Consider the following 23,893-nt stretch of genomic DNA (forward strand, 5'->3'; position numbering starts at 1 on the left):
TGCGGCATGTACCAGCCTGCGGCATGTACCGGGTTGCGACACGCCTGTCGAGACAATCGGAGCTGCACATATTGCCCTCGGAACAGACGATCGCCGCCCTCTGTAAGAAACTCGGTCTGCGCCTCACCCGCCCTCGGCGCGTTATCCTGAGCGTCATTTCCGAATCCAGCGACCATCCGGACGTCGTGGAACTCCACCGCCGTGTCATCGCCATCGAACCGACGATTGCGCTGGCTACCGTCTACCGCACTGTCAATCTTTTGCGGGAAAAGGGTATTTTGGAGCGGCACACCTTTGGCGACGGGCGCGCCAGATACGAGACCGCTCCCCGGGAACATCACGATCATCTTATCAACATCGAAACTGGTGACCTCGTCGAATTCCATTCGCCGGAGATCGAGCGGCTTCAGGAGGAGATCGCCAGGAAACATGGTTTCACGATCGTCAGCCACCGCCTGGAGATCTACGTGAAGCCGATTCAGAAGTCGCGGCGCGCGCCTCAACCCGGCAAGTGACCGCCAGATGTCAAGCGCCCTCCTCGGTCTCCATCCGACTTGCCTTGAGCGTCGTGACGATTAAGGCGGCGACAAAGACGAGCGATAGCAGCAGCACGATGGTCGGAGCCGGCGCGCTGTCGATGAAGAAAGACAGGTAGACACCGAGAAACGACGCGGCGGCCGCAATGACCACGGACAGGACCAGCATCGTGCTGAACGTCCTCGTCAGCAGGAAGGCGATGGCTCCTGGTGCGATCAGCATGGCTATGGCGAGGATGATGCCGACCGCCTTCAGCGCCCCCACGATGGTGAGCGAGATCAGGCAGAGCAGGCCGTAATGCAGCAGATTGACCTTCAGGCCGACGGCCCTCGCCTGCGCCGGATCGAAGGCGTGTAGTAGGAAATCCCGCCATTTGATGGCGATGGTGCCGGCCGTGATCGCCGCGATGGCGGCCGTCTCGACGATATCGCCCAGGCCTATGCCCAGCATGTCACCGAACAGAATGTGATCGAGATGCACGTCGGACTGGATCTTGACGTAGAGCACGAGCCCAAGGCCGAACATACCGGAAAAGACAATCCCCATCACCGTGTCCTGCTTGATCCGGCTGTTGTCCTTGAGGAAGCCGGTGGCGAGCGCACAGACCATGCCGGCGGCGAAAGCGCCGACAGCGAAAGGAAAACCGACGATGTAGGCAATGACCACGCCGGGAAACACGGCATGGGAGATTGCGTCGCCCATCAGCGACCAACCCTTGAGCACGAGAAAACAAGACAGCAGCGCTGTCGGCAAGGCGACCAGCACTGAGATCACCAATGCATTGATCATGAAGCCGAACTGAAAAGGCGACAGAAGCGTGTCGATGAGGCTCATCACGCATTCTCCAGCGCTTGCGCGGCGCGGCGGCGGGCAGCGAGCATGCCGTGCTTGGGTGCGAAGAAGAAGGCGACGAGGAAGATCGCCGTCTGCAGCACGACGATGATGCCGCCGGTCGCGCCGTCGAGAAAATAGCTGACATAGGCGCCAACGAAACTGGTCGCAGCACCAATCACGACGGCAATGACGAGAAGGCGCGGAAAGCGGTCCGTCAGCAGATAGGCCGTCGCACCGGGCGTCACCACCATGCAGATGACGAGGAAGGCCCCCACCGTCTGCAGCGCTGCCACGGTCGAGGCCGAGAGCAATGTGAAGAACATGATCTTCAGTGCCGTCGGGTTGAGACCGATCGAGCGCGCATGGCTCTCATCGAAGAAGACAACCATCAGGTCCTTCCACTTGACGAGCAGAATGGCGAGCGAGGCGATACCGATGATGGCAAGCTGCAGCGTGTCCTCCGGCGTGATGGCGAGGATGTTGCCGAGCACGATGGTCTGGATGTTCACCGAGGTCGGAGACAGCGACACCATGAACAGGCCGAGCCCGAAGAAGGACGAGAAGATCAGGCCGATGATCGCGTCCTCCTTCAGCTTGGTGCGCTGGTTGAGGAACAGCATGGCGGCGGCGGCGAGCCCACCGGAGAAGAAAGCGCCGATCGAGAAAGGCAGCCCGAGCATATAGGCACCGGCCACGCCGGGCACGATCGAATGCGAGAGTGCATCGCCGATCAACGACCAGCCCTTGAGCATAAGATAGCAGGAGAGGAAGGCGCAGACCCCGCCGACCAGTGCCGAAACCCACATGGCATTGAGCATGTATTGATAGCTGAAAGGTTCAAGAAGCAGATCCGTCATTCGTCCGGCTCCCGCACCTTCTGCCGCATGGCCGCGTTCTCGCCATAGAAGACCAGCGGCCGCTCGTCATCGGTGATGACCGCGAGGCGGCGCTTGTCGTCGTCCTCGTGCAGCCCGGCTCCGCCGAGTACGAAATGCCTGAGCACGCCTCCGAATGTCTTTTCCAGATTGGCTTGGGTGAAGGTTTCGGCGGTCGAGCCGTAGGCGAGTACCGTGTTCTTCAACAGCACGGTACGATCGCAGAACTCCGGCACGCTGCCCAGATTGTGAGTGGAGACCAGCATCACGCGGCCCTCGTCGCGCAGCGAGCGCAGCAGGTCGACGATGGCGTCTTCGGTCTTCACGTCGACGCCGGTGAAGGGCTCGTCGAGCAGGATAACCCGCCCGTCCTGCGCCAGCGCGCGGGCAAGAAAGACACGCTTCTTCTGGCCGCCGGACAACTCGCCGATCTGGCGCTTTCGGAACTCGCTCATGCCGACGCGGGCGAGCGCGGCTGAGACAATTTCGCGGTCTGCCGCTTTCGGGATGCGCATCATGCCCATATGGCCATAGCGCCCCATCATGACGACATCCTCGACAAGCACAGGGAAGTTCCAGTCGACCTCCTCGGCCTGTGGCACATAGGCGACGAGGCTGTTGCGCAGCGCCAGCTTGACCGGCATGCCGAGCACCCGTATCTCGCCCTTGGCGAGCCGCACGAAACCCATGATCGCCTTGAACAGCGTCGACTTGCCCGATCCGTTGACGCCCACCAGCGCCGTGATCGTTCCGGTAGGAGTGTTGAAAGTGGCGTCGCGCAAGGCGGTGTGACCATTGCGATAGGTGACGGTGGCGCTCGTCACGGAAATGCCTGCCCCCTCATCTGACGACGCAGGAGCAGGATTCGCAACGGCTGCATTCATTGCGATAGCCCTTCTGCGAGGCCTCTTTCGATGGTGTCGGAGGTCACGCGCAGAAGATCAATGTAGGTTGGCACCGGACCGTCGGTCTCGCTGAGCGAGTCGACGTAAAGCACGCCGCCATAGTGCGCGCCCGTCTCGCGCGCGACCTGCCTGGCTGGCTTGTCGGACACGGTGCTTTCGCTGAACACGGTGGCGATCTGGTGCTCCCGGACCGCATCGATCACCTTGCGTACCTGTTGCGGCGTGCCCTGCTGGTCGGCGTTGATTGGCCAGAGGTAGAGTTCCTTCATACCGAAGTCGCGGGCGAGATAGGAGAAGGCGCCCTCGCTCGACACCAGCCAGCGCTTGTCCTCGGGGATCGTACCGAGCTTCTCGCGGATCGGCGTGATGGTCGCCTCGATCTTGGCCTTGTACGCCTCGGCGTTGGCCTTGTAGGTTCCGGCGTTCGCCGGATCATGTTTCACGAAGGCGTCGCGGATGTTGTCGACATAGATCAGCGCGTTCTGCGGCGACATCCAGGCATGCGGGTTCGGCTTGCCGGTATACGGCCCTTCCGCAATGCCCATCGGCTCCACACCTTCGGAAACAACGGCGCCCGGCACGTTCTTCAGGTTCTGGAAGAACCGTTCGAACCAAAGTTCGAGGTTGAGCCCATTCCAGAGAATGAGCCGTGCTCCTTGCGCACGCTGGATATCTCCAGGCGTCGGCGCATAATTATGGATCTCCGCGCCAGGCTTGGTGATCGACTCCACGATGGCGGCATCGCCCGCCACGTTCTTCGCCATATCCGCGATGACCGTGAAGGTCGTGACCGCCTTGAATTTCTCCTGCGCGACCGCGGGACCGAAAACCGCGGCAGCAATTGTCACGCCCATCAGCGCTACAAGAGCCGATCGTCGTAGCCTCTCAATCATTCGCATTTCCTCTCGCGCTTCAATGCCTAGCGGCGCCGATTGTGCAATTGAAATCATTTGCATGACGCTGCGGGGGTGCCACATGCTCATATTCTGCAAATGCGACTTAATTGCAAGACGGTTCCAGGAAAAACTTGGAGAAAGCTTGACCGCACGATGGTCGGCCAGAGGATGTGTTTGCGCAAAAACAAAGAGATAGAGCGGTTCGGCGTTACCGTGAAACGCAACCGCTCTAGCGGCTTTCGTACATCCAGCTTCGGTCGCGCCACATTTTCTCGCCGACCTGGCAATCGGTGCCCGGTTTGTCTTGTGCCAGCACCACCGGTGGATGCGCCGCTTCATCCGCAGCCCATTGCGGCGAGGCAGGCCCGGCAAGCTCGAGCACCAGCTTGCGGCGGATCGCTTCGGGAAACTGCGTCCACTCATTGACCGGGATCATGAACGCGCCGGGCCCACCGATGACGCAGTCGGTGTAGTAGCGGTCGAGGTAATTGACGTCATAAACGCTGGTGAAGCCGCTCCGGGTCATCAGCGGCAGGCCATTGATGGTGATGCCTTGCTTGACCAATCCGTCACGAACCACGTCGACGGGAGCACCTTGATTGTTGGGGCCGTCGCCTGAAATGTCGATGACGCGCTTGGCGCCCCGAAAGCCGCTTTCGGCGAAGAGATCGCTGCCGAATTGCAAGGCGCCGGAAATCGAGGTGCGCCGGGCGCTGTTGGGTGCATGGGCGGAGAGCTGCTCGACCACCCGCTCGGCGTCGGCACGATTGGCGATCACCGTCCACGGCACGATGACGTGCTGCCAGGTCGTGCCGGCCCATTCGACATAGGTGACGGCAATCTTGCCATAGGCGCCATCGGCGATGGCCTGCAGCACCGTGTCGTGCGTCAGTGCCGCTACATAGCCGCGACGCTGGATTTCGAGCTCGGCTGGCGACATCGAAAGTGAAACGTCGACCGCCAGCACCAGTTCGATATCGACGGGTTCGGCGGCGCGGGAGTCCGGCGCCAGCCAAAGCGTCAGCGCAGCGGCAGCAGAGAGGAGATGTCTTGCGCGGGGAAAAGCAGACATGCCGCAAGGTAAGCGAGAATCGTCGCGTCACAAAGCGAAAAGCCCAGCGCTGGGCTGGGCTCTTGCGTTCACGTTTTTGCGAGGACAGCCCGTCGTAGCGGTCGGCATGCCATCAACGCTCAGCTGCGTGGATTGAGGTTCTCCGGGTCGTAGAGCGGCCTGTAGCCGACAGCGGCCACTTCGACCGGGTACGTCTCGCCGAAATATTCGACTGTCAGCTTGCGGCCCTCCTGGCAATACGTCCAGGGCAGGTAGGCGAGCGCGATGTTCTTGCCGATGGTCGGGCCGTAGGCGATCGAGGTCGTGAAGGATCGGCGGCCGAGTTCGTCGACCAGCGTCTCGCCCGTTCGCGGGTCCATCACCGGCATCGTGCCGGCCGGATAACGGGCAACGCCCTTGGAGTCGACATTGTCCGTCATGACGAGCGTGCAAAGCATGGCCGGCTGATGGGCGCGGGCGCGATATTCCAAGTGCTTTGCCTTGCCGCTGAAGTCGGCCTCCTTGACTTTCGGACGGGCAAGATCGGCCTCCAGCAGATTGTACTCGGTCAGAAGATCCGCGTTCTGCAGGCGCAGGCTCTTCTCCATGCGGCGGCTGTTGGCATAGGTCTCGACGCCAAAAGCCATCACGCCGGTCGAACGCAGCGCATCCCAGACGGCCAGGCCGTCTTCGTATTGCATATGCAGTTCCCAGCCCTGCTCGCCGACATAGGAGATGCGGAAAGCGGTCACGTCCTTTCCGGCAATCCTGACAGGCTTGATCGCTGCGAAGGCAAAATTCTCCGGCGTCAGGCCATCCGGGTCCTCGACGACCTTCTGCAATGTCGACCGCGCATTCGGACCCCAGATGCCGATGGTGACGTACTTTTCGGTCACGTCGGTGACGGTGACGTCGAAGCCTTTGTCCTGCGCCGTCCGCCTGATGTACTGGAAGTCGCGCGGACCGGCATCGGCGCCGTCGATCACGCGGCAACGGTCGGCCATGCGGATGACGGTCAGATCGGCGCGCACCATGCCCTCTTCGTCGAGGAAGTGGGTATAAATGCCCTTACCGACGTTGGTATCGCCGCCGATCTTTGCCGCGCAAAGCCATTCCATCAGCGCGACATGGTCCGGGCCTTCGACGTCATACATCGCGAAATGCGATAGGTTGACGATGCCGCAATCCTCGCTCATGGCGAGATGCTCGGCGTTGGAGACGCGCCAGAAATGGCGGTTGTCCCACTCGTTTTCGCGCACCGGCACGCGGTTACCGTATTTATCGAGCAAATGCTCGTTGGCGGCATAGCCATGGGCACGTTCCCAGCCGCCCAGTTCCATGAAATAGGCGCCGAGTTCCTTCTCGCGCTCCCAGAAGGGCGAGCGACGCACATTGCGGCCTTTTGAAAAGGGCTCGCGCGGATGGACCGCCGGATTGTAGACCTTCATCGCCGTTTCGGTGCAGCGATCCCAGATGAACTGCTCTTGCGTCTGGTGCGGATAGAAGCGCGCATAGTCGATGGCGTGATGGTCGATCGACGTCCGGCCGTCCGTCATCCAGTCGGCGATGAGTTTGCCCATGCCGGGGCCGTCCTTGACCCAGATCGCGACGGCATACCAGAGGCCCCGCACCTTCTGGCTCTCGCCCATGGAGGGGCCGCCATCCGCCGTCACCTGCAGCAGCCCGTTGAAGGAATGGCTCTCATTGTAGCCCAGTTCGCCCAGGATCGGCGTCAGTTCCATGGCGCGCTCGAGCGGCGCCAGGATCTGTTCCATGTCGAGGTCGCGCTGCGAGGGCGAAAGACGGGCCTGGTTCTTCTCCAGAAGGTCGCGCGGGTGGCAGAGGCGCGGATTGGTCTCTTCGTAATAGCCCCATTCGATCTGCCCGCCTTCGGCGGTCTTGGGATCGCCGGTGTCGCGCATGTAAGCCGAGTTGCCCTGGTCGCGCAGCAGCGGCCAGCCGATCTCCTTGCCGGTGCCGGCAAACTCGGTGTACCGGCCGAAGAAGGTGAGCGGATGGTCGATCGGCATGACCGGCAGGTCCTCGCCCACCATTTCCGCGATCAACCGGCCCCAGATACCCGCGCAAACGATCACGTAGTCGGCTTCGATGGTACCGCGGTCGGTCACCACGCCTTTGATGCGCCCATTCTCGACGATAAGCGACTTGGCCGGCGTGTTGGCAAAGGATTTGAGCTTGCCAGAGGCTTCCGCCTGGTCGACCAGCTTGCCGGCGACGGTTTGCGAGCGCGGGATGACGAGACCGGCATCGGGATCCCACAGGCCGCCCTGCACCATCTGCTCTTCGATCAGCGGAAATTTTTCCTTAATCTCAGCCGGTTCGATCAAGCGCGCGCGTGTGCCAAAAGCCTTTGCCGAGGCGATCTTGCGCTTGATCTCCGCCATGCGATCGTCGTCGCCGACGCGAGCAACCTCGAGGCCGCCGATGCGGGCGTAATGACCCATCTTCTCGTAGAAATCGATGGAGTAGAGCGTCGTCCAGCAGGACAGGAAATCATGGCTGGTCGTGTAACAGAAATCGGAGGCGTGCGCTGTCGAGCCGATATCGGTCGGGACGCCTGATTTGTCGATGCCGACGATATCGTCCCATCCGCGCTCGATAAGGTGATGGGCGACCGATGCGCCGACAATGCCGCCCAGCCCGACGATGACGACCTTCGCCTTTTCCGGAAACCCTGCCATTGCCCGCGACTCCAAAAGTGCTGTTGCGGGCGCCGGCGCCCGCTTGACCGGCGCACAATATGCAGGCGACGGCCATCGCGCTACCGCCTGTTTGCGACACGCCGCAGGTGCGGCGCGACCCCTGCGCATAACCCCGAAAAATCGGAAATCGAGTTTCGCCGGGATCACGCGCCGAAGAAAACTCTACAGCGTCCTCGTGGGCTTAAAAGGACGCGCGGCACGGGTCTTTGAGATCAGCTGTTTCAAGGGGAAATGATGCGTGCCAGCTGGAGACGGAACTCATGACCTATCCCCCGGAACGACATGCAACACTGCGGCGCGACGCCCTTTGATGCTGGCCCACAGCGCCATGAACGGGCCGGCGAGCAGCAGGAACGGCGGGATCAGGTTGGGAAAGTAGATGCGGGTGTCGTGGATCGGGAAGACGGTGAACTTGGCCAGCACGCCGAGCACCAGCGCCGCAAACAGGATGCCGGCGCGGCGGTCGAGTTTGAAGCCGGCGCGGCTGGTTGCATACCACCCCGCCAGCGCCAGCACCGAGACGCCGACCCAGTTGTTCAGGCTGACGGCACGGACCAGGGAGGCGGCAAAAGCCCGGACATAGGCGACAGCCGAGAACGGCGGATCGAAACCGACCATATTGTAGTGCTGCTCGACGCTGGAGAACCACAGATGCGGCCACCATCCGGGATGCTGCGCCCAATGCGAGATGGCGAAATAGGCGACCAAGGAGGCGGCAAAACCGGCCAGCGCGCCCCACGCTTTCTGCCGGAAGGCGACCAGCAGCACGGCGAAGATGGCGAGAAAGACGATATTGTCGGGCCGCGCCATGAAGGCGAGGAAAAGCAGGATCGCCGTCGCCACTTCGCGACCGCGCACATACGCAAAAAGCCCGCCGAGGAACAGCGCCGAGCACAGCAGATCCGGGGTCGCGGCCCGCGCCACATCGCCGAATTCGGCCATGATCAGCACCGCGCCGGCGACCGGCGCCAGCGCCAGCGCGCCTTCGGACCGCAGCCAGAGCAGCGCGATCGCACCGAACAGCAACACCGACAGTACCTGTAGCAGCCGCATCGCCTCGACCGGCGACATCACAGAGCTCATCGTCGAAAGGATCTCGGCGTAGAGGAACTTGACCCGATACATGCCGAGCAACGAATGGAAGTCGGTGGCATTTCCAACCATATGGCTGCGGAAGCCGCCACCGTCATCGACCAGCGCCTTGTAGTCGCCCGCCGATACACCGTCCCTGACTGTGCCATAGGCATAGTCGTGCAGCGCCTGCATATCGGGATAGGTGCCTTCCTCGGCGACTGCGAGATAGGGCAGCATGTCCCAATTGGCGTCGGGCATGAACCATGCCATCGCAGCGGTCAGAAGGATGTAGAGCGCGAAGGCCGCCGCCCCGATCGGTGCGGCAAGACGCGCATAGGTGCCCTCGCCCCACGTCAGACCGGCCTCGGTGAGCCGGTCGAGCAGGTTTGTCGAAACGGGAGATTTGGTCAGCATGGTTTCGCTCAGCGGACCTGGCTAGCGGACCTGGCTTTTGACGAAATCCTTCACGATCGACACGATGCCGCGCGACAGCAGGCTGTCGAGCGCCTCGATAAAGCGGTCGACATGTTCGCGCTGGCAGATCAGCGGCGGTTCGAGACGGATGACGTTGCGGTTGTATTCGGTGAAGGCGACGAGCACGTCGTAGTCGCGCAGCAGCAGCGCTCCGACGAAGCCGGACAAGGATCCCTTCAGCTTCTCGTCAAGCACGCTGACCACAGGCCGCAGCACCATCGGCAAGGTCTGCGAAAAGTCGTGGAATTCCAGCCCGACCATCAAGCCTTTGCCGCGGACGTCCTTGATGATCTTCGGGTACTTCTCACTCAGCGCCTGCAGGCGTTGCAGGAGGTAGTCGCCGGTCACTGCGGCGTTGTCGATCAGTCCCTCGTCGTAAAGCACGTTGAGTGCCTCGATCGAGGTGACGCAGGCTTCGCCCATGCCGCCGAAGGTGGCCATGGCGTGGATCATCGCCGTCTTCGGCGTGCCATAGGCCTTCATGTAGACCTCGCGCCGCGCAATCATCGCACCGACCGCCGCCTTGCCGCCACCGAGCGACTTTGCCAGCGCCGTCACATCAGGAACGACGCCGTAATGCTCGAAGGCATAGAAGCGGCCGGTGCGTCCATAGCCGCACTGCACCTCGTCGGCGACCCACAGCACGCCATACTGGTCGCAGAGCGCGCGCAGCTTCTGCCAGTATTCGGCAGGCGCCTGGATGATGCCGCCACCGCCCTGGATGGTTTCCAGCACGATGACGCCGACCTCGGGATCGGAGCGGAAGGTGCGCTCGACCGCTTCGATGTCTGCGAACGGGATACGCACGACATTGTCGGCGACCTTGAAGTCGGCGCGGTAAAGCGAGCCGTCGGTGATCGCCAGCACGCCCTTGGTCTTGCCGTGGAAGGAATTCTCGGCGTAGACGACCTTCGGCCGCTTCGGGCCGGCGGCGCGCTCGGCGAGCTTCACCGCCGCTTCCATGGCTTCCGAGCCGGACGAGCCCAGAAACACCATGTCGAGATTGCCGGGCGAGCATTTGGCGAGATTGTGCGCCAGGGCTGCCGCATATTGCGACAGGAAGGCGATGGCGATCTCCTGCCGCTTCTCCTCCTGGAATTTCTTGCGCGCTTCGAGAAGGCGCGGATGATTGTGCCCGAAGGCCAGCGAGCCGAAGCCGCCGAAGAAATCCAGGATCTTGCGGCCGTTCTGATCGATGTAGAACATGCCCTCGGCACGCTCGATCTTGATCTTGTGGAAGCCGAGCAGCTTCATGAAATGCAACTGGCCAGGGTTGAGATGCGCCTTGAAAAGGTCGGTCATGCGCGCGACGTCCATCGCCTTGGCCTGCTCGACGCTGATCAGATCGGGCTTGGCGATGGTGGCGGGCGAAAGCGCCGGTGCGCTGACCGTGGCGCGCGCAGTCGTGTGGTCTGGCTTGGTCATGACGGTCATCTCAAGAGTCTCCTGCTGGCCCTTCACTCGGCGGGCACATGTTTGGCGGCGACGGCATGGCCGTCTTTCTTGGCGCGGTATTCGCTGTAGGCGGCGATCAGCATGTCCTCGTCACGATATTGCGGCACCCAGCCGAGCTGACGTTCGGCCTTGGACACGTCGAGCACACAGTCCTCGTCGGCGATCAGATACTGCTCCGGATCCATGATCGGCATGTTCAAGAGGTCGAGCAGGTCGAGCGTGCGCTTGACCGCCCAGCCCGGTGTCGGGATCAGGATCGACTTCGAACCGGCATGCCTGATCAGGTCGCCGAGCAACTTCTTCACCGGCGGCGGATTGAGGGAACCGAGATTATAGGCTTCATCAGGCACACCGGCCTTCCAGGCGGCGCGCGCGGCCTCGGCGCAGTCGAATACCGAGATGAACTGATACGGGTTCTTGCCCGAGCCGATCATCGGCACCGGAAGGTTCCAGTCGATCAGCTTGAACAGTTTTTCGAGGATACCGAGGCGGCCGGGGCCGATGATCAGGCGTGGCCGAAACAGCGAGATCGACATGCCGCGCTTGCGCCATTCGGCGGCCAGTTCCTCGGTCTTCTGCTTCGACCAGCCATATTCGCCGAGCGGCGCGACCGGATGTTCCTCCGTCATCGGCTGCGTGACGGTATGGCCGTAGATCATGTCGGTCGTGTAATGGACGAGCTTGGCCGCACCGGCCCTGTCCATTGCCTGGATGATGTGCTCGGTGCCGTGGAAATTCACCGGGAAGAAGAACTCGTGGCGCTTGGCGCGCACCTGGATCGGCGACAGCATTTTCGCCGACAGATTGTAGACCATGTCGTCGGCCTTCAGCCCGACCGAAGCGACCGAGGCCGGATCGGTGACATCGCACCTGATAGCGCGGACCGAGCGGTAATGCGGCAGGTCGCTCTTGGCGATATCGGCGACGACCACCTCCTCGCCGTCGGCGACCAATTTCGGGGCTAGGTGGCGGCCGACGAAACCGTCGCCGCCGAAGATCACATGTCTCATCGAACGATCCCGCTGGTGTTTATCTTGTCGGGGGAAAGGCCAGCCGTCTCGTCCTCATGCCCTTGACCGCCCAAATCCCGGCCACTTTGAGCGATCAGCACCGTGCCGACGCAGATGAAAGCGATGCCGGCGATGCGCCAGGCATTGAGGTCTTCGCGAAAGATGAAATAGGCAAAGATCGCAACGGCGACGTAGGCGAGGCTGAGGAACGGATAGGCGAAGCTGAGCTCGACCTTGGACAGCACATAAAGGTGCGACGCCATCGAGATGACGAAGGTGCACAGGCCAAGGAAAACCCACGGGCTGAAGACGATCTGCAACAGTTTCAACAACGGATTGGCGCCCTCGAAGGAAATCGGACCGAGCGACATCATGCCCTGCTTCAGCATGAGCTGCGCAGCAGCATTGGTCATGACCGTGAATAGAATGAAGACGATGTATTTCATGTTATTTCCACAAGCCCATTCATCGGTCTATCTAAAATCTGCAAACATTTCGTGAAGTAGCAAACACTTCGATCAAACTCTGTATTTAGCGATCCGTTAACCATGAACTATTCGGATTTTAGCTATTCCGCGGCCTCGGCGGTTGCGTGCCGCGCTTCGAGCTTTTTCGCCGTTCGCGCCCAGAAGCTCGACATGAAGGCGGGGTCGCGGATGGCTTCGAGGTGCTGCCATTCCGGAAAGGACGCGGCGAAGACGTCTGCGCCCATGCGGGCGTCCTTGTAAGGATTGACCGCGCCGCCGGCCTCGATCGTGATGTGGTCGAGTTCCTTCAGCAGCGCCAGGGTCGCCGGGCCGCGGTTGGGAAAATCCAGCGTCAGCGTAAAACCCGGGCGCGGGAACGACAGCAGTGCCGACGAACGGACCCCGCCGAAGCGCTTCAGGACTGTCAGGAACGATCCCTGCCCGGCCCGCTTTGCCGCCGCAAGCAACGCCGGCACCGCCCGCCGCGCGGCGTCCTCCGGCACCACGCTCTGGTGCTGGAAAAGCCCGTTCGGTCCGTAGAGCCGGTTCCAGTTACCGACGCCGTCGAGCGGAAAGAAAAACCCCTGGTAGCCGACCTTGCGCGGCGCCGTAGACCGGCCTTTCTTCCACCGGTAGGCGGCGTTGAAGGCCGTCAGGAACGGCCGGTTGAGCACGTTGAACGGCGGCTGGAGCGGCACCGAAAGATTCCCACCTGCACGCAAGGCCACATGGGAGCCATGCTCGGCGTGATTGCCGGTGAACAGCAGACCGCGCCCACGGCGGCGGCCGCCGGCAAGCTGGTCGATCCAGGCGACGACGTATTCGTTGGCCTGGTCGGCCGCTTCGGCAAGCTCGAAGAATTCGCCGAGGTCGTGGAACGGCGTTGCCACCTCGACGATGTCGAGCGATGGCACCCGCATCAGCCGTATCGATGCCGACAGGATCAGTCCGGTCAGCCCCATGCCGCCGATCGTCGCCGCAAACAGGCGTGCATTGTCGGTGGCCGAGCAGTAATGGGTCCGTCCATCCGACCTGAGCAGCGTGAAGGATTCGACGTGGCAGCCGAAGGTGCCGCGCCGGTGATGGTTCTTGCCGTGAACGTCATTGGCGATGGCGCCGCCGAGCGTGACGAACTGCGTGCCCGGAACGACCGCCAGAAAGAAGCCGTAGGGCGCCGCATGGGCGATGATGTCGGGCAGAAGCACGCCGGCCTCGGCCTCGATCACGCCGGTCTCGGCGTCAAACGCGCGGATGCGGTTCAGCGGCCGCATGTCGACGACCCTGCCGGCCTCGTTCTGGCAGGAATCGCCATAGGAGCGGCCGTTGCCGTAGGCGAGCAAGGCATCTCTTGTCGCCTTGCCGCTCTTCAGCAGCGCGATGGCTTCAGCCGCCATGATCGCGCCGGACGCCGGCGGGTTGGCAAGACCAAAGCTCTGGAACCGCTCCTTCGCCATGCCTACCAGCCTCCGGCGACCAGAAACACGGCGCCGATGAGCACGACTATCTGGCTGCGCCAGTCGCGGATGATGAAGACGACCGGATCGTCATGCATCTCGTCGCGGCGGGCAAGTATCCAGACGCGCATAGTCAGGTAAAGCACGATCGGCGCCAGCGGCCAGACCAGCCAAGGGTGCGGATAGAGCTCGCGCACCGCAACGCTGTCCATATAGAGCGCCAGTACCAGTGCCGAGGAAAAGGCCGAGGCCATGCCCGCCTGGGCGACGATCTCCTGGTCTTCGGTGCGGTAGCCGCGACCGGCAATGCGCTCGCCGGCCGGAATGGCGGTCGTGCGCAGTTCGACGAAACGCTTCACCAGCGCCAGCGACAGGAAAAAGAAGATCGAGAAGGCCAGCAGCCAGAACGAGACGTCCACACCGGTCGCCGCGGCGCCCGCCAGAACGCGGATCGTGTAAAGACCGGCCAGCGTCAGCACGTCGATCAGGAGCATGCGCTTGAACGACAATGAATAGGCGGTGGTGACAATGATATAGCCGCCGAGCACGGCGAGGAATTCGATCGGCAGCAGAAGTCCTGCACCAAGACCTATTGCAAGCAGCACCGCCATCGAACCGAGGCCGAACGGAATCGACAGCGCGCCGCTGGCGAATGGCCGGTTGCGCTTGGTCGGGTGCTTGCGGTCGAGTGCGAGATCGAAGAAATCGTTGAGGATGTAGATGGCGGAAGCCACCGCGCTGAACGAGACGAATGCCAGCAGACATTCCCAGATCATGTCGGCGTTGAAGTATTCGTGCGACAGCACCATCGGCACCGCGATCAGCGAATTTTTCAGCCATTGATGGACACGCAGCATCTTGACGATAGTTCTGATTGTCGGCTTCGGCGCCGGCATCATTTCGGCACTGTGCGCGGCCTGCCAGCGCGCGGCATGGCGGTCGGGCGCAACGACGATTGCCGTGCGCGCAGCGTCGAATACCCGAAGATCGTGCCGGCTGTTTCCGGCATAGTCGAATCCGCCATCGCCGTAAGCGGCGACAAGCGAAGTGCGCTTTCTGCCCGAAGTCATGTTGTAGGGGCCGTCGGTCGCGAGGACGCGGTCGAATATGCCGAGATGTGCGGCGATTGCCTCGGCGAATTTGCGCGGCGTGCCGGTCGCAAGCACGATCTGGCGGCCCTCACCATGTTCGGTGCGAAGGCGCTGAAGCAGCGCCTCACGGTAAGGCAGCGACGCAGGATCGATATCGACGCGGTAAGCGATGGCCTGTTTCAACCGCGCCGGCCCGCCGGCGAGCCAGAACGGCACCAGGAAAACATAAAGTGGATTCTTCTTGAGAAGGATGAACAGCCCCTCCCACAACAGATCAGTCGCGATCAGCGTGCCGTCGAGATCGACCGCAAGCGGAATTGCGTTCCTGTCCGACCGCGCGTCCATTTTCCGTCGCCCTGCCTAAAAGCGCATGACCCCGAAAACTGATTTTTCGGACAGGATCATGCGCCGAATCCAAAACCTGCGCCGTGCTTTGGCGTCTTCGGCCCGGTATAGCGGGGAACAGCGCAGCGAACGTTAAAACGCTCGGCACGGCCTGGTCCGCGTGACGGTATTTCCCCCTTCATCGTTAAGCATCGATGACCCGAAACGATAAAAGGCCGGGCATTTGCCCGGCCTTCGAAAACAAGCAGCCGACGTTACTTGACGCGGGTTACTTGATACGGGCGACGCCGCCCGAGATTTCGATCGTTTCCGAACCGGTCAGCGCCTCGAGGTCGCCATTCGGCATGGTAACGAAGCACCCGCTCGGGCAGAATTCCGCGGTTTCGCCGGCGGCCAGCGCCAGCTCCGTCTTGCCGCCGCCTTCTGTCACGACGAGCGTGCGGGTCTCGGCGTCCTTGTTGGTCGCGCTAGCGGCGAAGGCTGAACCGCCCACGGCAAGAAAAGCGATGGCGGCGACGAGAGACTTCCACATTTGCAATATCGGTGTTTCCACCGCCTCTGTTGCATTTCGCAAGGCATTCTCGCCCTTTGCATACGAGCTTATATGACATGGAAGCTGAACGGCAACTGAATGCCGCATTCATGCCGCAATTGCTTTCGCTGCTTTGGAGCCTGCCTTGAGGATATGTTGAGATTCAGGTCAGGCCGAGCTGAGAGTGGTGGGTTCCGAGAACCGGAACGGAGCGTACTTTTGGGTACGTGAGTACCGGAAGCGCAGGAAACTGCCGCTCATCACCTGAATATCGATATATCCTAATCGGGATCCGGCTTGCGGGTCCTGCGCCCCGGTTTGGCCAGGCGTTTCGCCTCGGCTGCGGCTTCAGCCACCGCACGCTCCTGTTCGGCGAAATCGACTTCGATCTTGTCGTCGTCAATCGGCCATGCCTCATGCGTCTTGGTCTCGACGACGGCGCGCGGTGTAGACGGAATCTCGATATGCTCGCTGTTGAACGTGTCGAGGACGGCAAACCGGATGTCGTTCTGCACGGTGTTGCCGTTCATCACATCGGCCAGGAACACGCGGATTTCGAACTCGAGAGCAGCCGGTCCGAAATTGGTGAACAGCACGAAAGGTTCCGGATTTTTCAACACCAGCGGATGGCCGCGCGCAATCTCCAGAAGGACAGCATGGACCTGCTTGACGTCGCTGCCGTAGGCGACGCCGACCTTGATGTCGATGCGGCCGAGCTTGTTGCGATGCGTCCAGTTGCCGACGGCATTGTTGATCAGGTTTGAATTGGGCAGGATCACAGACTGCCGTTGGAACGTCTCGATCTCGGTAGCGCGCACACTGATCTTCTTGACCGTGCCGCTGATGTCACCAGCGACGATCCAGTCGCCGACCTTGAACGGCCGCTCGGCCAACAGGATCAGGCCGGAGACGAAATTGGAGACGACGTTCTGCAGGCCAAAGCCGATACCGAGGGACAGGGCGCCGGCGACAAGCGCCAGATTGGAGAGATCAATGCCCGCTGCCGAGATGCCGACGAGTGCTGCGAGCGCGACGCCGGCGTAGCCGACCACCAAGCGGATCGAGTTGCGCACGCCGGTATCGACTTGGCCACGTGCCATCACCGAGCCATCGAGCCAGCCTTGGAACCAGCGCGTCAGGAAATAGCCGACGGTGAAGACAACGATGCCAGTGAGGATGCCGGTGAACGAGATGGTCACCGAACCGACGGTGAGACCCGTAGCCAGCTTGTAGGCCCAAGCCTGGATGTCGCCGGGCTGAAATCCCCACATCAACAGGATCAGCGGCAGGAACAGCAGCACGATCATCAGATTGATGGCGATGCTGACGACCAGGCCGAGCTGGTCGAGCGCGGTCGCCTCGTAGCTTGAATTGGTCGAAAGCCAGCGCCCGATCGACGTGTTGGCGAAGCCGCCTTCCTCGCCGATCGCCCGCGCCGACAGGAAGCCGATATAGGCGGTGACCAGAATGGTGCCCGTGACCACCACCTGCAGCGAGACAAAGGTGGCAAGGCGGATATAGCCCAGCAGCGCCGCGGCGATAGTGAAAAGTCCTAGAGCGATGGCGGTGTAGCGCAGCCACGCCGGCCAGGGTCGCCAGCTTCCGTCGGCGGCCTTGAAGGGCTTAAGCAGCCCCATCAGGATCAGGATGATGCCAACGATGATCGTGGCGACAAAACTTCTAGCGATGGTCAGCGACAGCGGCGCACCCATCTTGTCGTTGACGACCGACAGCAAGGTGTTGACGCCGATCACCACCGCCATGGCGGTCGTCAGCCGCACCAACCAGCGTGCCGGGCCGGTTTCGACGGGTATGAGGCGCCAGTTCGGCAGCCGTGGCTCCAGCGCTGCATTGGCCAACCGGTTGACGCAGAACACCACCGCGATGACGGCGGCCAGTGCATTCAGAAAAATGCCAATTACGTCAACCCCGCCGCGCAAGACATTGTAATAGTTGAAAAAGAAAATCGTTGAAACGAGAAAGACACCGACCGCCAGCGTTGGCAATAATGTCGACCAGAACGCCACCGACAGCCGGCTGAGATAGGAGGGATCCTCGACGGAAGGGTCGGCTTCGAAGACACGCCCGAACAGACGCCGCCCCCCGACAAAAAGCACCGCCGCCAGGCAAAGCGCGGTCAAGGTCGCGGCCAGCACGGCCCGGAACTTGAACTTGAAGGCGAAGGTCAGCCACGATGACACCGCCTTGTAGAAGCCGGCATATTCATCGTTGGCATCGGAAATGACCTTGGGGCTTAACGCATCGGACAGCACGTAGCGCTTGGTGAGCAGGTTGCGAAACAGCTCGCTGCGCATATTGGCGATCTTGTCGATGAGGCCGCTGATGCGGATCGACAGGTTTTGCGCCGCGGCGATGACAGCATTGATCTCGGCCTTTCCGGACGCCAGCGCCTGGCGTTCGGTGGCCACGATATCGGGCTCGGGCGGCTGGCCCGCGGCCGGCGGCGCACCGAGCTGATCGAGCCTTGCGTTGATCTCCGTAAGGCGCGGGCGGAAGGCAAGCGCGCTGTTCAGCGCGTCTCGCGATAATTCCTCGAGCTGTAGGCGAATATCGACAAGGCCGGCGTCGTCGACACCGTCTTCCTGGGTTTTCTTTTCGAGATTGTCGGTCTTTGTCGTCAGATCCTGCAGGATTTTCTGCTGGTCGGCGACTACCCCCGAGGGAGCCTGGTCAAGCGCCTGCGCCACCGCGCCATGCGGCAGCGGCGCTGAGGCAACGATCGCCAAGACCAGAACAAAGCGGAGCAGTCGGAAAAGCATGATTGTTTGGCGACTCACGGGCGGCAGGCGTTCTAAAAGCTTGCCCTTGATAAAGACGCTCATACCTGGGAGCAAGCCGTCCCGCTCCGCCCGCCGATTTCGGAGTCGGCCAGTCGAAAAGCGATGGCGCAATATTGGCTTTGCGGCGACGGCCTGCTCTATAGTGTGCCGCATCGCCCAGCACGGACGACAAAAAGCCAGAACGGATAACAGAAAGAATGGCGGAATATTCGGCCTTTTCGCTTCTCAAAAACGCGCTGACCGGCAACAAGGACTGGAAGCCGGCCTGGCGCAAGCCGGACCCGAAGGCATCCTATGACGTGATCGTCATCGGCGGCGGCGGTCATGGCCTGTCGACCGCCTATTACCTGGCCAAGGAGCACGGCATTACCAATGTCGCGGTGCTGGAAAGGGGCTGGCTCGGCTCCGGCAATGTCGGCCGCAACACGACGGCCGTCCGCTCCAACTATTTGCTGCCTGCCAACACCCGCTTCTACGAACATTCGATGAAGCTGTGGGAGAACCTTTCGCACGATCTCAACTACAACGTCATGTTCTCGCAGCGCGGCTGCCTCAATCTTGCCCATACGCCCGGCCAGTTCGATGATCTTGCCCGACGCGGCAACGCCATGCGCCATCTCGGCGTCGACGCCGAACTGATGACGACGGCAGAGATAAAGCGCCTTGTCCCGGCGCTCGACGTTTCCGGTTCGGCGCGGTTCCCTGTTATCGGCGGCCTGATGCAGCGGCGCGCAGGCAGCGCCCGTCACGACGCCGTCGCCTGGGGTTATGCACGCGGCGCCGATCGCCGCGGCGTCGACATCATCGAGAATTGCGAGGTCACCGGCTTCCTGCGCGACGGCGACCGCATTACGGGCGTATCGACGACGCGCGGCGAGATCCGCGCCAAGAAGGTGGCGCTTGCGGTTGCCGGCAGCACCGGACGCGTCATGCAGCTTGCCGGCATCGAGACCATGCCGATCGAAAGCCATGTGCTGCAGGCCTTCGTGTCGGAATCGCTGAAGCCGATCATCGACACGATCCTGACATTCGGCATGGGCCACTTCTATATCTCGCAGTCGGACAAGGGTGGCCTGGTCTATGGCGGCGACCTCGATGGCTACAACAGCTATGCCCAGCGCGGCAGTTTGCCTGTTGTCGATGAGGTGATGAGCGAGATGCTGGCGCTGTTTCCGGGGCTTGCGCGCGTGCGCATGCTACGTTCATGGGGCGGCGTCTGCGACATGTCGATGGACGGTTCGCCGATCATTACCACCGGTCCGCTGCCGGGCATGTATCTCAATTGCGGCTGGTGCTACGGCGGCTTCAAGGCGACGCCAGCCTCCGGCTGGTGCTTTGCCTGGACCATCGCAAAGGACGAGCCGCACGACTTCAACGCACCCTTCACGCTCGACCGTTTCTATCGCGGCCTGGTGATCGACGACAAGGGCCAGGGCGCGACGCCTAGGCTGCATTAGGGTAGGACTCCATGCTGATTACCTGCCCCTATTGCGGCCCGCGCGACGTCATCGAATTCACTTATCAGGGCGATGGCAACCGCGAGCGCCCTCAGCCTGCCTCGCAGAACCTCGATGCCTGGAACGCCTATGTCTATGACCGGTTGAACCCGGCGGGTGACCACAATGAGATCTGGCAGCATTCCGGCGGCTGCCGCGCCCATCTCAGGGTCGTGCGCAACACGCTGACGCACGAGATCTCCAGCGCCGCCTTCGCGCGCGGCGACCACAAGATCGCGGCACGGCACAAGGCGGGGGGCAAGTCATGAGCCCTCGTCGTACCCATGCCGGTGGTCGGATCGACCGGCTGCGAACCATCCGGTTCACCTTCGACGGCGCGCCTTACACAGGTCATGCCGGCGACACGCTTGCCTCGGCGCTGCTGGCCAATGGCGTCACCCTGTTCGGGCGCTCGTTCAAATATCACCGCCCACGCGGCGTGCTGACATCAGGCGTCGAGGAGCCGAATGCGCTGGTGACGGTGCTGCGCGGCGAGGTCCGCGAGCCCAACATCGCCGCGACCATGGTCGAGATCTATGACGGGCTGACGGCTGTCAGCCAGAACCGCTTTCCGTCGCTATCCTGGGATGTCAGCGCGGCCAACCAGCTTGGCGGCAAGCTTCTGTCCGCCGGCTTCTACTACAAGACCTTCATGGGACCCGCGATCGGCCCACTGAAGGGCACGCGTTTCTGGATGTTCTGCGAGCATTTCATCCGCCGCGCCGCCGGTCTCGGCCGCGCCGGAGCCGCCCGCGACACGGCGCGCTATGAGCGCATGAATGCTTTCTGTGATGTGCTGGTGGTCGGCTCCGGTCCGGCCGGGCTGATGGCCGCCAGGGCGGCCGCCGACCAGGGTGCGCGTGTCATTCTCAGCGAGCTCGAACCGCATTTCGGCGGTTCGGCCAACTGGTCGGGCGAGACGATCGACGGCATGCCGGCGGCGGACTGGGCAGCGCGAACCGCCGGCCAGCTCGGAGGCTATGACAATGTCCGCCTGCTGTCGCGCACTACGGTCTGGGGCTATTACGACGGCAACACGCTCGCCGCGCTCGAACGGGTCAGCGATCATAAGGAAATTCCCGGCAAGGGCGAACCGCGCCACCGCTATTGGATCATCCGCGCCAAGTCGGTGGTGCTGGCCACCGGTTCCTACGAGCGGCCGCTGGTGTTTCCGGGCAACGACCGGCCGGGTGTGATGCTGGCGCATGCCGCCGAGCGTTATGCCAACGAATACGGCGTGCTGCCAGGCAACAGGATCGCAATCTTCACCAACAACGACAGCGCCTATCGCTCTGCCCTTGCGCTGAAGAAGGCCGGGGCTGCGATCGTCGCCATCGTCGACGTGCGCCCGGAGCTATCGAGCGAGATGCGCGGGCTCGCCGATGAAGCGGAGGCCAAGAGCCTTGCCGGTCACGCCGTGGTCACCACCGAGGGCGGCAAGGCGCTGTCCGGCGTTAAGGTACAGCGCTTCGACATGGCCAACGGCGCCCTTGCCGGCGACGCGCGCAGCATTCACGCCGACTGCCTGCTGATGTCGGGAGGCTGGTCGCCGACCATCCATCTGGCCAGCCAGGCCGGCGCCAAGGCGGAGTGGAATGCCGCCCGACAGGCCTTCCTGCCACCGAAGCCAACCCAGCGATGGATTGGCGCCGGCGCCTTCACCGGCAGTTTTTCCACAGCCGAGGCAATCGCTGAAGGCCGCGCCGCCGGGCTTTCGGCGGCGGGTGGAACAGGGGCACCGACGGCCTTGCCGGTCGTCGAAGCAGCCCCCGGCAATCCTGATCCGGCGCCGGTGTTCGAAATCAAGGCCAATGGAAAAAGCTTCGTCGATTTCCAGCACGACGTGACAGCGGAAGATGTGCGATTGGCGCATCGGGAAGGCTTCATCTCGGTCGAGCATCTGAAACGCTACACCACGCTCGGCATGGCGACCGACCAGGGCAAGAGCTCCAACATACCCGGTCTCGCCATCATGGCCGAGGCATTGGGCAAGCCGATCCCGGAAGTCGGCACGACACGCTTTCGCCCACCCTTTTCGGCGGTGTCGATCGGCTCACTCGCCGCCGAGCGGTTCGGCGATCTGAGGCCCGAGCGGCTGACGCCGATGCATGACTGGCACGTCGCCAATGGCGCGACCATGTATTCGGCCGGCCTCTGGTATCGCCCGATGATTTACGGCCATCCCGGCGAGACGATCGAGCAGGCTTATGTGCGCGAAGCCAGGGCGACGCGCGAGAGCGCCGGCATTGTCGATGTCTCGACGCTGGGTAAGATCGCCGTGCAGGGTCCGGACGCGGCGGAATTCCTCGACCGGGTCTATACCAACATGTTCTCGACGCTGGCTGTCGGCAAGGCCCGCTATGGGCTGATGCTGCGCGAGGACGGCCTGGCCTTCGACGACGGCACGACATGGCGGCTCGGCGAACAGGACTTCTTGATGACCACCACCACGGCCAATGCCGGTAGGGTGATGCAGCATCTGGAGTATTTCCTCGACGTCATCTGGCCGGAGCTCAAGGTCCACGTCACGTCAGTGACCGACGAATGGGCCGGTGCCGCGATCGGCGGACCAAGGGCGCGAGACATTCTTGCTGCTTGCGTCACCGGCACTGCCGTCGACAACGCCACTCTGCCTTTCATGGGCATCGTGCGTGGCAAGATATCAGGCGTGCCTGTCATGATTTGCCGGCTTTCCTTCTCCGGTGAAATGGCCTTCGAAGTGTACTGTGGCGCCGGGTACGGCACCCATGTCTGGGAAGCGTTGATCGAAGCCGGCAAGCCGTTCGGACTGGTGACTTACGGGCTTGAGGCGCTGGGCACGATGCGCATCGAGAAGGGCCACGTCACCGGCGCCGAGATCGACGGCCGCACCACGGCGCGCGATCTGCATCTCGACTGGATGCTGTCCAAGAAGAAGCCCTTCATCGGCTCCGCGATGATGGATCGCGAGGGCCTGATCGCGCCCGGCCGTCTGGAACTCGTCGGGCTGATTTCGCTTGATAACCAGCCGCTCAACGGCGGCGCACATATCGTCGAGGAACTCGACGAAGCCAATCCGCACGATTCCATCGGCCACATCACCGCTTGCTGTTATTCGCCCGCACTCGGCAAGTACATCGCGCTCGCTTTGGTCAAAGACGGCAAGGCACGGCGCGGCACGCGCGCCCATATCTCCGATCCCCTGCGCAACCGGTTCGGCCCGGTCGAGATCGTCTCCAACCACTTCTTTGATCCGGACGGGAGCCGCATGCATGGTTGAGCGCCAATCACCGCTTGATGTGGCACCCATCGAGTTGGCCCCGCTCGAGCCGGAACTGCGCACCGGCTCGCATGGCGACTTCGAACACGGCATCGATGTCATCCTCTCCGAAACCAGGCCGGGGTCGATCCTGCAGCTCGCTACCTGGCCGGGCCAGGAGAAGAATTTGATTTCTGGTATCCGCGCCGTTACCGGCATTGCCCTGCCCGACGGCGCCGGCGCCGGCAGCACCAACGGCGCGAGGTCCGCATTCGGCTTTGCGCCTGGAAAATTCACCGTAGTGGACGAGGCCGAAGGCCTGGCATCGGCCTTTGCCAGTGTCGTCACCCCTGATATCGGCACGGTGACCGATCTATCGCATGGCCGCACGGCGATCCGCATCGCCGGACCGAAGGCCGAATGGGTGCTGGCGAAATTCTTCGCCATCGACTTCGCGCTGCCGGCTTTCCCGATCGGTGCCGGCCGCTCGACCACGCATCATGACGTCTTCGCCCAGATCCAGCGCACCGGCGCCGACCAGTTTGACATCTACGTATTCCGGTCGTTTGCGCGCTCGTTCTGGAAGGCGCTCTGTCACGCCAGCGAGGAAGTCGGCTACGAAGTGCAGTAGACAG

The 23,893-nt window shown here is 62.4% G+C and carries 19 protein-coding genes; 5 read left to right on the plus strand and 14 right to left on the minus strand.

Features of this window, described 5'->3' with window-relative positions; translation table 11 throughout:
- Positions 1–71: 71 nt before the first annotated feature.
- Complete coding sequence (locus NKH73_RS13040; RefSeq protein ID WP_352932255.1) at positions 72–515, plus strand: Fur family transcriptional regulator; 444 nt, start codon at positions 72–74, stop codon at positions 513–515.
- A 10-nt stretch (positions 516–525) separates the two neighbouring features.
- On the opposite strand, the gene NKH73_RS13045 is transcribed toward NKH73_RS13040, so the two are convergent.
- From NKH73_RS13045 to NKH73_RS13110, 14 genes are all read right to left on the minus strand, one after another.
- Positions 526–1,371, minus strand: a complete 846-nt coding sequence (locus NKH73_RS13045) for a metal ABC transporter permease (protein ID WP_352931919.1) — start codon at positions 1,369–1,371, stop codon at positions 526–528.
- A complete protein-coding gene (sitC, locus tag NKH73_RS13050) occupies positions 1,371–2,228 on the minus strand; it encodes an iron/manganese ABC transporter permease subunit SitC (protein ID WP_352931921.1) in 858 nt (285 codons plus the stop codon). Before sitC ends, NKH73_RS13045 begins: the two co-directional genes overlap by 1 nt.
- The gene (locus NKH73_RS13055; RefSeq protein ID WP_352931924.1) at positions 2,225–3,130 is read right to left on the minus strand and encodes a manganese/iron ABC transporter ATP-binding protein; all 906 of its coding nucleotides are present in this window, start codon (positions 3,128–3,130) and stop codon (positions 2,225–2,227) included. The genes sitC and NKH73_RS13055 overlap by 4 nt, the downstream gene beginning before the upstream one ends.
- Positions 3,127–4,044, minus strand: a complete 918-nt coding sequence (locus tag NKH73_RS13060; protein ID WP_352931925.1) for a metal ABC transporter substrate-binding protein — start codon at positions 4,042–4,044, stop codon at positions 3,127–3,129. Before NKH73_RS13060 ends, NKH73_RS13055 begins: the two co-directional genes overlap by 4 nt.
- Before the next feature lie 232 nt (positions 4,045–4,276).
- Complete coding sequence (locus NKH73_RS13065) at positions 4,277–5,119, minus strand: DUF1194 domain-containing protein (RefSeq protein ID WP_352931927.1); 843 nt, start codon at positions 5,117–5,119, stop codon at positions 4,277–4,279.
- A 119-nt stretch (positions 5,120–5,238) separates the two neighbouring features.
- On the minus strand, positions 5,239–7,800 hold the full coding sequence (locus NKH73_RS13070; RefSeq protein WP_352931929.1) for a GcvT family protein: 2,562 nt from the start codon (positions 7,798–7,800) through the stop codon (positions 5,239–5,241).
- Between the two features lie 279 nt (positions 7,801–8,079).
- The gene (locus tag NKH73_RS13075; RefSeq protein WP_352931932.1) at positions 8,080–9,309 is read right to left on the minus strand and encodes a hypothetical protein; all 1,230 of its coding nucleotides are present in this window, start codon (positions 9,307–9,309) and stop codon (positions 8,080–8,082) included.
- A 21-nt stretch (positions 9,310–9,330) separates the two neighbouring features.
- Positions 9,331–10,803 carry an aspartate aminotransferase family protein gene (locus NKH73_RS13080; protein WP_352931934.1) on the minus strand — a complete coding sequence of 491 codons (1,473 nt, stop codon included), beginning with the start codon at positions 10,801–10,803 and terminating at the stop codon, positions 9,331–9,333.
- Between the two features lie 23 nt (positions 10,804–10,826).
- Positions 10,827–11,834 (minus strand): NAD-dependent epimerase/dehydratase family protein, encoded by a 1,008-nt coding sequence (locus NKH73_RS13085; protein WP_352931936.1) that lies wholly within the window; start codon positions 11,832–11,834, stop codon positions 10,827–10,829.
- Positions 11,831–12,280 (minus strand): EamA family transporter, encoded by a 450-nt coding sequence (locus NKH73_RS13090; protein ID WP_352931938.1) that lies wholly within the window; start codon positions 12,278–12,280, stop codon positions 11,831–11,833. Before NKH73_RS13090 ends, NKH73_RS13085 begins: the two co-directional genes overlap by 4 nt.
- A gap of 122 nt (positions 12,281–12,402) precedes the next feature.
- Positions 12,403–13,755 carry an FAD-binding oxidoreductase gene (locus NKH73_RS13095; RefSeq protein ID WP_352931940.1) on the minus strand — a complete coding sequence of 451 codons (1,353 nt, stop codon included), beginning with the start codon at positions 13,753–13,755 and terminating at the stop codon, positions 12,403–12,405.
- A gap of 2 nt (positions 13,756–13,757) precedes the next feature.
- Positions 13,758–15,191: a UbiA family prenyltransferase gene (locus tag NKH73_RS13100; protein ID WP_352931942.1), complete on the minus strand. Its 1,434-nt coding sequence runs from the start codon at positions 15,189–15,191 to the stop codon at positions 13,758–13,760.
- Positions 15,192–15,459: 268 nt separating this feature from the next.
- On the minus strand, positions 15,460–15,723 hold the full coding sequence (locus tag NKH73_RS13105; RefSeq protein WP_095486721.1) for a hypothetical protein: 264 nt from the start codon (positions 15,721–15,723) through the stop codon (positions 15,460–15,462).
- 281 nt (positions 15,724–16,004) lie between these two features.
- Positions 16,005–18,503, minus strand: coding sequence for a mechanosensitive ion channel domain-containing protein (locus tag NKH73_RS13110; protein ID WP_352931946.1), 2,499 nt, complete (start codon positions 18,501–18,503; stop codon positions 16,005–16,007).
- Positions 18,504–18,721: 218 nt separating this feature from the next.
- Here NKH73_RS13110 and NKH73_RS13115 point away from each other — a divergent pair, with 218 nt between their 5' ends.
- Genes NKH73_RS13115 through NKH73_RS13130 form a run of 4 tightly spaced genes read left to right on the plus strand, consistent with a single transcriptional unit; the run spans position 18,722 to position 23,889 of the window.
- The gene (locus NKH73_RS13115) at positions 18,722–19,981 is read left to right on the plus strand and encodes a sarcosine oxidase subunit beta (RefSeq protein ID WP_352931948.1); all 1,260 of its coding nucleotides are present in this window, start codon (positions 18,722–18,724) and stop codon (positions 19,979–19,981) included.
- Positions 19,982–19,992: 11 nt separating this feature from the next.
- Entirely contained in the window at positions 19,993–20,289 is a 297-nt protein-coding gene (locus NKH73_RS13120) for a sarcosine oxidase subunit delta (protein WP_352931949.1), read from the plus strand.
- Entirely contained in the window at positions 20,286–23,279 is a 2,994-nt protein-coding gene (locus NKH73_RS13125; protein WP_352931951.1) for a sarcosine oxidase subunit alpha, read from the plus strand. Before NKH73_RS13120 ends, NKH73_RS13125 begins: the two co-directional genes overlap by 4 nt.
- Positions 23,272–23,889 carry a sarcosine oxidase subunit gamma gene (locus tag NKH73_RS13130; protein ID WP_352931953.1) on the plus strand — a complete coding sequence of 206 codons (618 nt, stop codon included), beginning with the start codon at positions 23,272–23,274 and terminating at the stop codon, positions 23,887–23,889. The genes NKH73_RS13125 and NKH73_RS13130 overlap by 8 nt, the downstream gene beginning before the upstream one ends.
- Positions 23,890–23,893 lie beyond the last annotated feature (4 nt).

The sequence above is a fragment of the Mesorhizobium sp. M0938 genome, assembly GCF_040319125.1.
GTDB classification, from domain to species: Bacteria; Pseudomonadota; Alphaproteobacteria; order Rhizobiales; family Rhizobiaceae; genus Mesorhizobium; species Mesorhizobium robiniae.